General features: G+C 37.4%; 6 protein-coding genes. 2 read left to right on the forward strand and 4 right to left on the reverse strand.

Going from position 1 to position 14,960, the window contains the following annotated elements; all coding sequences use genetic code 11:
- Nucleotides 1–100 precede the first annotated feature (100 nt).
- The 4 genes from BM084_RS00755 to BM084_RS00770 all read right to left on the reverse strand — a co-directional run bounded on the left by BM084_RS00755 (nucleotide 101) and on the right by BM084_RS00770 (nucleotide 9,989).
- Nucleotides 101–1,696: a RagB/SusD family nutrient uptake outer membrane protein gene (locus BM084_RS00755; protein WP_093302058.1), complete on the reverse strand. Its 1,596-nt coding sequence runs from the start codon at nucleotides 1,694–1,696 to the stop codon at nucleotides 101–103.
- Nucleotides 1,697–1,706: 10 nt separating this feature from the next.
- The gene (locus tag BM084_RS00760) at nucleotides 1,707–4,712 is read right to left on the reverse strand and encodes a SusC/RagA family TonB-linked outer membrane protein (RefSeq protein ID WP_093302060.1); all 3,006 of its coding nucleotides are present in this window, start codon (nucleotides 4,710–4,712) and stop codon (nucleotides 1,707–1,709) included.
- Nucleotides 4,713–5,274: 562 nt separating this feature from the next.
- The gene (locus BM084_RS00765; protein ID WP_075326305.1) at nucleotides 5,275–6,969 is read right to left on the reverse strand and encodes a RagB/SusD family nutrient uptake outer membrane protein; all 1,695 of its coding nucleotides are present in this window, start codon (nucleotides 6,967–6,969) and stop codon (nucleotides 5,275–5,277) included.
- Between the two features lie 11 nt (nucleotides 6,970–6,980).
- The gene (locus BM084_RS00770) at nucleotides 6,981–9,989 is read right to left on the reverse strand and encodes a SusC/RagA family TonB-linked outer membrane protein (protein WP_093302063.1); all 3,009 of its coding nucleotides are present in this window, start codon (nucleotides 9,987–9,989) and stop codon (nucleotides 6,981–6,983) included.
- Between the two features lie 268 nt (nucleotides 9,990–10,257).
- Here BM084_RS00770 and BM084_RS00780 point away from each other — a divergent pair, with 268 nt between their 5' ends.
- On the forward strand, nucleotides 10,258–13,377 hold the full coding sequence (locus BM084_RS00780; protein ID WP_093302065.1) for a glycoside hydrolase family 2 TIM barrel-domain containing protein: 3,120 nt from the start codon (nucleotides 10,258–10,260) through the stop codon (nucleotides 13,375–13,377).
- A gap of 31 nt (nucleotides 13,378–13,408) precedes the next feature.
- Nucleotides 13,409–14,821, forward strand: coding sequence for an arylsulfatase (locus tag BM084_RS00785; RefSeq protein ID WP_093302068.1), 1,413 nt, complete (start codon nucleotides 13,409–13,411; stop codon nucleotides 14,819–14,821).
- The last annotated feature ends 139 nt before the right edge of the window (nucleotides 14,822–14,960 follow it).

A 14,960-nucleotide genomic window follows, 5' to 3' on the forward strand; every position in this document is an offset into this window, starting at 1 on the left:
GGAAACCCCAATTAATATTATTGGGGTTTCATATTAGTTTGGGGGGAAAGCAGCTTGTTTAGAGATTAATTCTAATTATTCTTTCTCATACTCAAATAAATTAATATCCTGTATTATTAGGTGTCAGTTTGGGATTCTTATCGATCGCACTTTGTGGAATAGGCAAAAGATTATTTTTAGGAGCTTGAAATTCCCTGGTCTCGATTAAATTTCGTGGTAACGTCATCGAAACATGATGATCTCCATTTGGTTGAGTAGTCTCAAGAACCCTTCCTCTTTTTGCGCCCAATAATTCACCATTCATAACTATAGACGCTATATCCCAGCGTATAATATCATCTCTACGAAGTCCTTCCATTGCAAACTCAACTCTTCGTTCATTTCTAATAAGTTTTCTCACGCTTTCCTGATCAGCATATTTTTGCTTATCCACTGCAGGCATCCCTGCTCTTAATCTCACCGCATCTATTGCTTCATAAAGTTCACTGTCTATTTGCCCTAATTCTACTTTTGCCTCTGCAATAGTCAGGAGAACTTCTGCATATCGAAAAAGAAAGATATCATTTCCCATATTCCAGAAAGGAGCACTGGGATCTATATCTATAAAAGTGGTATATTTTTTAAAATTATATCCCGTTTTTGAAGCGTTATCAGCTGTATTATAGTAATCTGGGTCATCTTCTTCAATTGAGCGGTAAACCCTGCCGGCAAATACCTGCCCGGGATAAACGACTGTGGCTCTTAACCTGGGATCACGATTTATAAATGGATTTTCAGGATCATAGTCTCCCTGGCTTTGAGCTTCCTGAATAGTTCTTCCGTCTGCCATCTCAAACGCATCAACCAAAGACTGAGTAGGAACTACAGATGACCAGCCACCAATACTATTGGGTAAGAATGGAGTAAAACTCATTGCATAAATATCAGGCGTATGCTGTACAGATAGAATGATTTCGTTATTCTGTTCATTAGCTGGATCAAAAAGGCCTTTAAAACTTGGGTGTAATGAATAGCCAGTGATGCTTTTTGCTGTTGTTAAGGCTTGTTCATAATTTTTAAAATATAGATAGTAGCGCATAAGGAGAGCTTGAGCGGCCCCTTTTGTAGCTTTTCCAAATTCTGAACCTGAATATGATTCGGGTAGAATATCGATTACTGCAGTTAATTCATTTTCAATAAATGTGCGAATTTCTGCTTGTGGATTTCGTGGCACTTTAGCTTCTTCGGGTGTAGCAAAATTTTCAGTAATTAAAGGGATATCACCATAATTTGTGGTAAGCACATAATATTCATATGCGCGAATAAAGCGGGCTTGAGCCTTATAAATTATTCTATCTTCTTCCGGAACTTCAACTGCATTATCTGCATTTTCCAGAAATTCATTACATCGGTTTATTGTGGCAAAGTTGTAATACGATGCTCCGGGATCTGCTGGTGATAATTTTCCATTCCCAATATTCGTCCATCCTTCCCAGGGGAAATTATTGAAAGCATTATCAGAACCAGCATCGCGATATAATATTGAGTTACCACTTTCAAAGCCGTTATAACAGCCTGTTAGCGCCAGATCTAAATCTTTTTTGCTTTTCCAAAAAGTGGAAGGGGAAAGTGCATCATTAGGTGCTGTGTCTAAAAAAGAATCTTCGCAAGAGGTGAATATAAAAACGATTCCTATAAAGTAAATTAATTTTTTCATCTTGTAATAATTAAAAAGTTAGATTAAAACCGATAGAATTGGTCATTACAACCGGGTATCCACTACCACGCCCGGAAGGCGCTTCAGGGTCCCATCCTTTGAGATAATTCGTAATAGTAAATAAATTCTGAGCAGTATAATAAACTCTTAGTTTTGAAATATTCCAGCCGTCTAAAACGTTGGTTGGAATGTTATATCCAAGTTGAAGATTTTTCATTCTTAAATAATCTGTACTTCTTAACCAATAGCTTGTGGTAGAATTTTGAGGCATGCTTGGTCCATTAATTGCATCAATGAGTCTTGGCACGTTAGTGTTTGTGTTTTCTGGAGTCCATCGGTTTAACCACATTGCAGATGGTTTTTGTCCGTCTCCATTAACGGCGCCAATAGCATCAAAATCCATATAGCCATAGCCACCTGTGGCTCCCTGAAAGATTGCCAGTAAATCAAAATTTTTGTAAGCTAAACTTAAATTAGCTCCAAAATTTAGAGTAGGAGTAGAGTTGCCTAGTAACACACGATCGTTGGCATCTACCTTGCCATCGTTTGTGATATCAACATAACGTAAGTCTCCTGGTTGAATCTGTCCTGGATACAAGGTATTGGTAGGATATGCATCAATATCTTCCTGGTTTTGATGTAAACCATCGGTTTTATAGCCATACCAGGAATCAAGTGATTCACCTAACTTCCGGATTTGACGTCCACTAATAACTTCATTTGTACCTGCAAGTTCTACTAATTCATTTTTATTGTAGGCTACATTACCGCCAAAACCAAAATCTATTTCGCCAAAGGTCTCTGTATAGTCAAGACTAACTTCAATTCCTTTATTATCTAACTTACCTACGTTATCATAAAAGTTATTTAATGCAAATTCGTTGGGAGCGGGCACTTGCATAATAATACCTTCGGTAAGTTTTTTATATATATCTATGGTGACATTTAATTTATAAAGTAACCTGGCATCTATACCTAATCCATAGCTTGTAGTTTTTTCCCAAATTAATGCTGCATTTTTCGCATTCGCAATGGCTGCTCCAGAATTAATTTCACTATTAAACGGATAGTCTATTCCAAGACCTAAAGTTGGTACAGTAGGATAATAGTCATTTAGGGCATCCTGGTTACCAAGTTGACCCCAGGAACCTCTAAGTTTTAAATTGTTCACAGTACTTTTTATTCCTTCAAAGAAATTTTCATCAGATATTCTCCAACCTGCAGAGAAAGAAGGAAAGACTCCAACTCTATTATCTTCTGCAAAACGAGATGATGCATCTGCTCTTAAGTTTGCTTCAAATAAATAGCGGCCTTGGTAATCGTAATTTAATCTACCAAACCAGGAGGTCATATTTAGTTCTCTTGTATAGCCTGTATTTTTCATGCCGTTTGTGGAGCCGGCATCTAAATTAGGAAGTTCATTACTTGGAAAGTTTTCACGGTAAGCTGTTGTTCTTTTAAAATTATAAGATTCAGCATGGTATCCAACCAAAGCACCTACATTATGTACATTTTCAAAAGTTTTATTGTAATTAGCCGTTAAATCAAGCGTATTTCGAGTAGTTGTTCTAAGGTCTTCGGTGAGTTTTGTTGGACCGTGGTATTTGTTCTCGTTATATTGGATTTCTTTATTCATTTCTGAATTATCCTCTTCTACATTTCTATGGGACATAAGGGCTTTAACATTAAATCCTTCGAAAAGGTCGGCTTGTATAGAACCAATTCCCACAAAGGTTTTCCGGTTATAATTAATTTGAGGCCCCATATCTATCCAGGAAATAGGGTTGCCGTCTGAAATGGTCCCATAACTGCCATCTTCATTTTTATAAGGAATCCAGGGTGCAATTCTGTTTGTTTGCCTAATAATTTGATCTAAACCGCCGCCAACATATGTATTGTTAGGCTGTTCACGATCCATTTGTGTGTAGGACAGGTTTAAATTGGTGGTTAACCATTTTTTAGGGGTGATTGTAAGATTTACTCGAGCATTATACTCATCTTTCCCTGTGTGCTTTATTATCCCATCCTGTTTTTGATAATTTAGGGATGCTCGATATTTAGTGTATTCTGTACCACCTGATATGCCTAAATTATTTGTGGTGACAAATCCCGATCCCTGGTACAGTAAATCCTGCCAATCTGTATTTGGATGGCTGTAAGGGGCACTTCCATTTTGAAAAAGTTCAAGGTCATTTTCATCAAATTTTGGGGCTTTACCACTATTTGTTAAGGCTTCATTATAAAGCACAGCATAGTCGTACGATCCCAGATAATCTGGTAATCTAGTAGCAGATTGCCATCCAAAATTACTTGTTAGTCGTACTGAAGGTTCTCCTGTTTTTCCGGTTTTAGTTGTAATTAAAATGACACCGTTAGCAGCTTTTGAACCATAAATAGCAGCTGAAGCAGCATCTTTTAGTACTGAAATATTTGCAATATCGTTTGGCTGAACATCATTCAAGGAACCTTCAACTCCATCTATTACTACCATAGGAGACGCCTGGTTTAAAGTACCAGTACCACGAATTCTTATAGTACCACCATCGTTACCCGGCATACCTGATGATTGGTTTACCGAAACACCCGGCAACAATCCAGAAAGTCCGGCAGATACACTGGTCATAGGTCTATCCTCAAGCATATCCCCATCTACAGATGCTACGGAACCTGTTAAGTTTACTTTCTTTTGGGTGCCAAATCCTACCACAACCACTTCGTCTAAAGCTGCAGCATCTTGCTCCAGAACAATGTCGATATTAGTTTTGCCATTAACCTCTATTTCTTTTGTAGCATAGCCCATATAGCTGATAACTAAAACTGCATTACTGGGCGTTTGAATAGTGTAGTTTCCATCAAAATCTGTCATTGTGCCGTTGTTGGTACCTTTTTCTACGATGTTAACACCAGGAAGGCTCATACTGTTGTCTGTAACAGTCCCTGTAATTTCAATGGTTTCCTGCCCTAACATTATGTAAGGCAAAAACACGACAATGAAGGTTAGTAGTAATTTTTTCATAAAATTTATTAGTTATTATTTAAAGGTAAATTAATAAAATGAAAGTTTTAACTTTCGTATAGTTTGCAATTTCAAACGTTTTCTTTACTTATCCAAAATAAATTATTAAAAAATTGTTTTTTGTAAGTTTAATTTTTTTAATTCTTTTTTATTGAAATATTTTATGTAAGATTTTTGTTTAATTAATTTTTAAACTATTTAAAAACAAGGTGTTGGAATTATCTTAAGAGTAGGTGTATATATTAAAGGTTTTTAAAATTATATTCGTTAAGAGAAGAAGGGGAAATTTGGATAAGAGAAAGTTTAAATTTTATAAGTTCAATTTTAAGTTGACAGAAGTATTCTTTTGGCGAGAAGAATTAAATGAAACTCTAAACAAGGTTTTGATTGTTTTATATGAATAATTATAAAATATGTATTAAATAAAAGCGTCTCGTTAAAATTTTAAACGAGACGCTTTTTAAAAAGAATAGAATTTGGCTAATTCTATATTTGAAAGTAAAACGTTACCTTCTTTTAGAGCAACAAGTCTTAACAGGTTGCAATTAAATATTTACGCTTACTATTGGGTTGGATTTTGCGTAAGGGTACCCGGGTATGAATTGATGGCATCCTGCGGAATATAAAACAGCACACGGAAATCGGTAGCGGGAATCACCTCATTTTGGTTGTGTGGTCCTGGATATTCCCGTGTTAGTGCCTTTCCATTTCGGAAAACATCATAGCTTCGTTCAGCCTGGTAAGCTAATTCAAGCTGACGTTCTTTATCAATTCTTTCACTGGCATTTGAAGCATCTAGCGAGCTGTAACCTCCGTCTACAATAGAACGCTCCCTGATCGTGTTAAGATCTTCCAGTGCTGCGCTGTAATTACCAAGTTTTGCATAAGCCTCAGCACGGTTCAGGTAAATTTCACCTAAACGACTAATGACTGGAGAGTGTAAGTGAGATTCTTCTCCTTCTAGAGAAGCTTTAGTAATGTAAAATTGTGGGTAAACCCGGTTTAATGAAATATAGTTGTCTATCACACCTGTATAAGTCTTTCCATCTCTATATTGAATAGAATAAATCTCCTGATTAGCGTCAACAGGAGTGAGTGTATAAGAATCTGTGTCGTCCTCCGCAATTATCGTGTTCCCACTACGAGTAATCTCTGCCTGTACATAATTTAAATCGTCACCATCTTCCTTGATAAAGCGGAAAACTTCAGGAGCACTATTATCATAGGTTGGCTGGATAAAGGCTGCACGAGCATCTACTAAACTGTAGCTTTCCGGGCGCCAGTCATTACGACCTGTTTCGTCTAACAAATCAATATATTTTGCACTGGCATACATTTCTCCCCAGCCCATACCGCCTATATTGGCGTACATGCCTCCAACACCATAATAGTGATCGTAACCTGAAAATTCTGATGCAACTCTTTTTATTGCGAATATGGTTTCTGCATTATTTTCGGGAATAAAGGTGTTATACTCCATAAATTCCTCTCTTGGCAATAACGAATACTTGCCGGAACCGATCACTTCGGTTGCATAATCTACAGCCAGTTGAGTATATTCAGTATTAGGAGATTCATAAGTGCCACTCATAAAAAGATAAACACGGGATAACATAGCTTGTGCTGCTTCTTTTGTGGCATAAATTGATTCTTTTTCTATTGTAAGTAATTCTTCAGCCCTTTTTAGATCAGTAATAGCTTGTTGGTAACTTTCCTCTACTGTAGCACGATCTTCAAGCTCTAAATTTATTACATCATCAGGTGTACCATTAACTATAGGAACCCCAAGGTTTGTTTGAGGATTTTGATAGTAAGGACGGCCAAAAGCACGGGTTAAGTAAAAGTACATCATTCCCCGAACGTAGTAAGCTTCGCCAAGGTTGTTATCTATCTCTTCACTTTGTCCCTCTTCAATCATATCAATAATATTTGAAGCTTGTGCGATGGCTTTATAGCCTGAGTCCCAAAATTGTGTCAGGCGATAATTGTTTGGCGTGCGAGAATATGATATAAATTCATAAAACGCATCAGTAGATGAGCCGCGAATCATCATATTGTCGCCTGCATATTCACCCATACGGTGCATAGGATCTGACCAGCTTTTTAACTGGGCATACATCCCATTCAGCAGGGATTCAAGAGAAGCATCGGGATCATTGACTATGGTCTCGGAATCCAGGCTTCCTTGAGGTAGACGGTCAATATCGCAGGCTAAAAGTACTGTCGTGGCCAAAAAGGCTATAAGTATTTTTTTCATGATATTTTTTATTAAAATGTTAAGTTAAGTCCCAGCATAAATTTACGTGTGGATGGGTAAACTCCAGGTCCGGTAGAGCCCATCACTGCTCCATTACTCGCGGGAATTTCAGGATCTACTCCTGAATAATCTGTTATAACGAACAGGTTTTCACCAGTTAAGGAAATACGTGCATTACTTATAGCAAACTGGCTAAGGTCAATATTATAACCCAGGCTTAGTGAGCGTAGTTTTAAGAAATCACCGTTTTCCAGATAGCGAGTAGAAGTAGCATTACCTTGATCAGGATTATTATACTTAGCGATTGGATGGGTGGCTATATCCCCTGGTTGTTGCCATCGGCTCCATCCAGGTCTAAGTTTCATTTGGTTACGATCTGTATATGTTCCGTCTGAATCATATTCCTGACGAGAATAGTTATATATTTTACCACCTAAAGCATAACCGAACATAGCATCAAGGTCGAATTGTTTGTATGATAGTCCAGTAGAAAATCCACCAAAAACATCAGGAGATACTCTTCCAGTTTTTTCAAATGTTGCTTCTGAGTAGTTGGAAGTGGTAGTTCTTGAAATTTCATTTCCCTGATCATCCCTTTCCACATTGTACCACAGTGGAGCTCCATTCTCAGGATCCACCCCGGCCCACTCTTTTAAGTAATAGGTGTCTATAGGCCTTCCAGGTTCTAACATGCGTTGTGCAGAACCGGCAATTCCCAACCCATCACTTATAATAATTGGTCTTACAGTATAATTTCCGCTGGCATCTTTTGTTTCGTAGAGTTTTGTGAGTTTATTTACATTATGCCCTAAATTTAAGTCTACACTCCAGGTTAGATCTTCGTTTCGGATTATATCACCGCCAATGGCAATTTCAATTCCTTTATTTTCCATTTCCCCAATGTTCTGCCAAATACTGGTCACACCTGTTAATCCCGTAATAGGAACCCGATACAGGATATTTTCAGTATTCTTTTCATAATAATCAAAGGTTAGTCTTGCTCGGTCATTAAGAAATCTTGCATCAAATCCTACGCCGCTCGTAAACGTTTTTTCCCAGGTTAGGTCATCGTTTCCTATCTGACTAATTAATGCTCCTGGGTTTTCATTGTAACTTGCATTAGTCGAGATTGAATATAGATCGTATTGCGGGTAAAGGGAACCTGGACGGTTTCCTACAGAACCATAGGCAAGACGTAGTTTTAGTGCGTCTACCCAATCTGCATTAAACCAATTTTCTTTGTGAATATTCCATCCTCCACTAATCGAGTAGAAATTTCCATATTTAGCATTATCTCCAAAATTGGATGCACCATCCCTACGAAAAGAAACCTGAGCATGGTATTTGGTGTCATAGGAATAATTTGCGTTAAAAAGACCAGACTGTACAGCCCATTCACTAATACCTCCTCTGGTTCGTTCCGGTACAGATACAACATCTAATACCTCAAAACCAGGTATAAATCCGGTTCCATAAGCATCAAGGGTTTCACCGCGGTAGTCATTGAATTCATAAGCAAGAATTCCGTTAAGTTCATGCTTGCCCCAACTTTGGTCAAATCGTAAAATTTGGTTGGTGTATCTGCGTGTGGATTCCGATCGATAATCGGTTATTCGTCCATTAACACTCTGGCCTCCATTAGAACGCGGGTCGGTATAGCCTTTAGATTTATAGCTGTTGTAGCGATAGTTGTTAACAGAAGAAAACGTTAACCAATCGGTCAGTTCAATATCAAAATCCATATTCCCCATAAACTCATAGTTTTTGTTTGAGGAATGATTCCATTGAAGATCATACAGGTAATTCGTGCTGGCACTATTTACCCAGTTGCTAGAACGATGAGGTTCTAAATTCCCGTCTTCATCATAAGGACTGTCCCACGGAAAGTTGGAATACATAGCCGTTGTAGAATACTGCCGATCTTCCACATCTCGAAGTGAACCATTTATTGATGGTTTTATAGTCAACCAATCAGTAGGTTTATATTCAGTTCTGAATCTGAAATTGTAGCGGGTATAATCATAGCCCTTAACAGCGCCCTGCTCATCATACAAACCTACAGACATATAAGACCTAAGTGTTTCAGAACCACCCTGAACAGAAACATTGTAATTTTGTGTAAACCCGGTAGTAGTGGCTAGATCCCACCAATCGAAATTACTGTTGCGTAATTCTTCGTTCCAGCGGGGAAATGAAATCTGATCAGCGTTTTCAAATGAAGCGTAATAATCATATAACTCCGCTCCATTCATCATTTCCAAATTCCCGTTATTCAATTCATTAAAACCTATATTAGAAGAGGCGCTTATTGTTGTTTTTCCTAGTTTCGCCCTCTTCGTGGTTACCACAACAACTCCGTTAGCACCTTGAGAACCGTAAATAGCAGTTGAGGCTGCATCTTTTAGTACGGTCATAGTTTCAATATCATCCGGATTTAATTCTCCAGGCCCAGATCCAACTATAACCCCATCAATAACCCATAGTGGGCTGGTAGTTCCGCTTAAGGTTGCCTGTCCCCGAATTACCACACTTCCTCTGGACCCAGGTTGGCCAGATCCTGGCGCTACGTATACTCCTGCCGCTTTTCCGTTTAGCATATTTTCAACCGAAGGTGTTGTGATATCTCTAAGTTCATCTCCTTCCACGGTTTGTAGGGATCCTGTTAAACTTTCTCTTTTCTGTGAGCCATATCCAACTACAACAACTTCATCCAGTGCCGCGGCGTCCTGTTCTAACGAAACCTGGATTTCGGTTTGGCTATTCACTTTTACCTCTTGCGTAGCATAACCTAAAAAAGAAATTTCCAGCGTTGCATCTCTGGGAACGTCAATTTTAAAGTTACCGTCAAAATCTGTTAAAACCCCGTTTGTTGTACCTTTTTCAATAACATTGGCACTAGGTACGGGAATACCCGTTTCAGCATCCAGAACTGTTCCTTCTACCTCTATTTTCTCCTGACTGTAAGCCGAAGAAGAAAACATTATGCAGAAAAAAAGTATTAATGAATAGCAGTTTTTCATGATATAATTTTGTTTTTGTTAGTAAATTAGCGGTAATTATCTATAAAAGCAAATAAAAACCTTCGAAAACTTTCGCTAATATATTGATAATAATTTATTAACAAAAAAATTAACAAAAAAAATAGAAAATAAAGATGGTTGGGGTCTGTTAGTCATAGTTTCGGAAGAATAATAATAGTATGTATAAGAAAAGTATTTATAAAATTTAAAAAATTGATATAATGAAAAATAAAAAATTTCGTAACATTGTTTTTTAAAATATTTTGTAATGATAAAGATAATTTTTTCTGTTTCTTTTTTCTTCCTGTTTTGTTTCACCTCGATATTTGCCCAACACCAAAACGATGTAGATGTCTTCCAAAATCCAAATTATCAGGAAGAGAACCGCTTACCTATGCGGGCTTCCTATTTTCCTTTTGAAAATGAAGAACTTGCCCATCTCAGAGATAAATCAAAATCAAATAGATTTCTAGATCTTAACGGCACCTGGAAGTTTCTTTGGAAAGAACATTATAAATATCTTCCTGAAAACTTTCAAAGGGAAAGTTTCGATGATTCAGACTGGGATGATTTTAAAGTTCCAGCTAATTGGGAGTTTAATGGGTATGGCACTCCCATATATGTGAACCATCCTTTTGAGTTTGCGGTAGATAATCCAAATCCTCCATTTATAGAAAACAAAAAACAACCAACAGGTATTTACCGCCGTAATTTTACACTGCCGGAAGCCTGGAAAGATCAACAAGTTTTTCTCCATCTAGGAGCAGTAAAATCTGCGTTTAAGCTGTATGTGAATGGTGAGTATGTTGGTATGGGGGAAGATAGTAAGCTGGAGTCAGAGTTTGAATTGACAAATTATCTTCAATCAGGTGAAAATTTAATTACGCTGGAAGTAAGACGTTGGAGTGATGGTAGTTATCTGGAAGCGCAGGATTTTTGGCGAATTAGTGGAATTCAGAGGAATGTTTATTTGTATTCGCGTCCCCAGGTACATTTTTACGATCTTTTTGTAAAAAGTGGGTTAATTAATAATTATCGAGATGGAGAATTAAGCTTTGATATTGAACTCTGGAATCGAACTAATACCGATCAGGGTGAGAATATTGTTGAGGTTCTTTTAAAGGATAAGAATGGTGTTCTTCTCTATAAAGAAGAAAAACCCACTATTGGCTTAAAGCGTAAAAATGGAAAAACCTTGCTGCGTTTTGAAGAGAAAATAAAGAATGTGAATGCCTGGTCTGCTGAAACGCCTTATTTATACGATCTCATTATTAATTTAAAATCACCAAAAGGAAAGACTATAGAAAGTATTAAACAAAAAGTCGGTTTTAAAACTTATGAAGTGAAAGGCAACCAATTTTTGGTGAATGGTAAACCCGTTTTGTTTAAAGGAGTAAATAGACATGAATCTCATCCTGAAACTCACCATGTGGTTACCGAGGAACAAATGCTTACAGATATAAGAATAATGAAAGAGCTTAATATGAACGCGGTTAGACTTTCTCATTATCCCAATGACCCTCGGTGGTACGAGTTATGTGATCAATACGGTTTTTACGTCATTGATGAAGCAAATATAGAATCTCACGGGATGTATTATGACCCTGAACGTACCCTTGGAAATGATCCTGAATGGGAGCACGCGCATATGCTTAGAATTAAACGGATGGTAGAGAGGGATAAAAACTTTCCTTCTATTGTGGCCTGGAGTATGGGGAACGAAGCCGGGAATGGTTATAATTTTTATAAAGCTTACAATTGGATTAAAGCTTTTGATCCTACACGGCCGGTTCAATACGAACGTTCCACTACCGAATGGAATACAGATATAATTGTACCCCAATATCCTCACCCCAATACCATGAAATATTATGCTGAAAATGGTTTGGAACGTCCGTATATTATGAGTGAGTATGCACATGCCATGGGCAATAGTATGGGTAACTTTAAAGAATACTGGGAGGTTATCGAAGAATATGATGGCTTACAGGGCGGTTATATCTGGGATTGGGTAGACCAGGGGATTTACAATGAAGTAGATGGAAAGAAAATTTTTAGTTATGGTGGGGATTGGGGTCCAGAAGAAACCCCCAGCGATAATAACTTTTTGGTTAATGGAGTGATTATGCCAGATCGTACCTGGAATCCTCATGCGTATGAGGTTAGAAAAGTACATCAGGAAATTGGCTTCGAATTTAATAATGCAAATCGAAGGATAGAAATTACTAATAAGTATTTTTTTCGTGATCTAGCTAATTTTAAATATGAAATAGATTTGCTTAAAAATGGAGAAATAGTAAACTCAACTAATGTTGCGCCCATATCTCTTGCTTCGCAAAATATAACTGAAATTCCATTAGATTTTGAAATTCCAACGGATACTACTGCCGAATTCAGAGTACATATTAAAGCTAAACTTGCCAGTGATGAAAATTTAATGGAGGCGGGTACGCTTTTAGCAGAAGATGAATTTGCTATTACTAAACCGGTATCTACCGCGCCTAAATTAAACCCGACGACCTTTAATGTAGAAGAAACTGAAGAAATTTTGAAAATCTCAAAAAGAAGGTTTTCTGTGAAATTTGATAAAAAAACAGGTCGGTTTTTTGATTATGAATATAAGAGAGATATCCTAATTGAAAAAGGACCTAAACTTTCTCTTTTTCGACCCTTAGTCGATAATGATTTTGGTGCGGGCTTAAATAAAAGTTTGGATTATCTAAAAAACCCAGGTTTAAAGATTAAGAATTTTAGACATGAAAACCTTAAAAGTGGAGGGTATCTAGTAGAAGTACACTATTCTTTACTCAATGATGATGCTGAATTTATTCAAACTTTCGAGTTATATGATAACGCAAAAATAAAAGTAACGAATAGTTTTAAAGCCCTTGGGGGAGACCATAAATTATTGTTGAAGGTAGGAAATTCTATGCAATTACCTAAGGACCTGGAAGACTTCAGCTGGTATGGACGTGGCCCCTGGGAAAGCTATGCCGATAGAAAGTTTAGCGCTATGGTAGGAATTTATAAAGGCCTGGTAAAAGATCAATATCATCCATATATCCGTCCGCAGGAATCGGGGAATAAAACAGATGTACGTTGGGCAACAGTTTCTCAAGGAAAGAAAAAAGGAATAAAAATAGATTATATTGATAAGCTATTAAATGTTTCCGCATTGCCTTATTCATTAGAACAACTTTATCCATCGGCAAAAAAGAGCCAGGAGCATTCGCGACTATTGGAAGAAGATGATGTAATTCATCTCGATGTAGATCTCAAACAAATGGGTGTGGCCGGCATTAATAGCTGGGGTAGCCTTGCTTTAGAAAAGTACCGCATACCTTTTCAGGATTATGAATATAGCTATATAATTTCTCCCTTGGAATAACAAGGATTATTAACAGGCTTAAAAATTTAAAATGAAAAAAATAATTCATCTACTTGGGTTAAGTTTTCTTATTCTGGCTTGTGGAGATAACGCTAAGCACCAAGAGGAGAAATCACAAAAATCAATGCCAAATATAGTTTTTATTATGGCTGATGATTTAGGTATTGGAGATATCGGGGTCTATGGTCAGAATATTATTAAGACTCCCAATATTGACCAACTGGCGACAAATGGGATGAAATTTGAAAACTTTTACGCAGGTAGTACCGTTTGTGCGCCGTCTAGAGCGGCATTGTTAACAGGGCAACATACTGGAAATACTGAAGTAAGAGGGAATGGGGAATTTCCGCTAAATCCCGACAAGAAAATTATCCCCGAAATTTTAAAGGAGCAGGGATATACCACTGCAATGTATGGGAAGTGGGGGCTAGGGCTTGCCGGTAGCACTGGTTCACCCGAAAAAAGGGACTGGGATGAATTTCTTGGCCATTTGCACCATGTAGACGCCCATTATCAACAACCCGATTCCCTGGATGTGATAGAAAACGGACTATTAACTAAAGAGAAAACCCCTCCTAATAGTTACGCCAATGAACTGTTTACCGATGCTGCAGTTAACTTTATTGAAGAACGGAAAAAAAATGTTCCATTTTTTCTGTATTTATCGTTTACCATTCCTCACGCAGAACTTGTTGTCCCTAACACATATATAGAGCCGCATTTAAACAAAGATGGCTCAAGCAAATATGAGCCGGAGAAAGCCTGGCCTGAAGGACGACATTACGGTTCACAAGAATATCCTAAAGCGGCCTATGCGGCGTTGGTGGAAAGTATAGATGCTTACGTAGGGAAGGTGATAACCCAATTAAAAAAACAGGGGCTTGAAGAGAACACTATAGTCATTTTCACTAGTGATAACGGTACCCACCTGGAAGGCGGACGACGCCAGGCAGATGTTGACTTTTTTAGAAGTAGCGGTGATTATCGTGGAGTGAAAAGAGATTTATATGAAGGAGGAATTAAGGAGCCATTTATTGTTCAGTGGCCGGGAGTAGTAGAAGCCGGTAGTACCAGCAATTTTAAAGGAGCATTTTGGGATGTTTATCCTACTCTTGCAGAAATTACTGAGGCCAAAATTAAAGGAAATTCAATTGACGGCCTTTCTTTTTTACCGACACTTACGGGAAAAGGAAATCAAGAACAACACGAATATTTATACTGGGAGTTTCACGAGTTTGGTGGGAAACAAGCTTTATTACAAGAAGACTGGAAAGTTATTCGTCTTAATGTAAATGAAAATCCAAATGCTCCGGTAGCGCTATTTAATATTGAATCAGATCCAGGGGAACAAACGAATCTCGCAGAAGAATATCCTCAAAAAACTCTTGAACTATCGCAATTAATGAATTCTGTAAGAACACCGAACAAGAACTTTAATTTTTAGAAAAAATACCATTAATATCTAAATCAAAACTTTCGTTTCGTTAATTAAAAGTTTAAAAAAATCTGTAAAACGAAAAAAAATTTTTCGTTTTCAATTTTTTTTGTTTTATTTGAAAAAAGAAAGTTGGAGGTAACTTATA

Origin of the sequence: Salegentibacter agarivorans, assembly GCF_900113135.1 — a bacterium.
In the GTDB taxonomy this organism is placed as follows: Bacteria; Bacteroidota; Bacteroidia; order Flavobacteriales; family Flavobacteriaceae; genus Salegentibacter; species Salegentibacter agarivorans.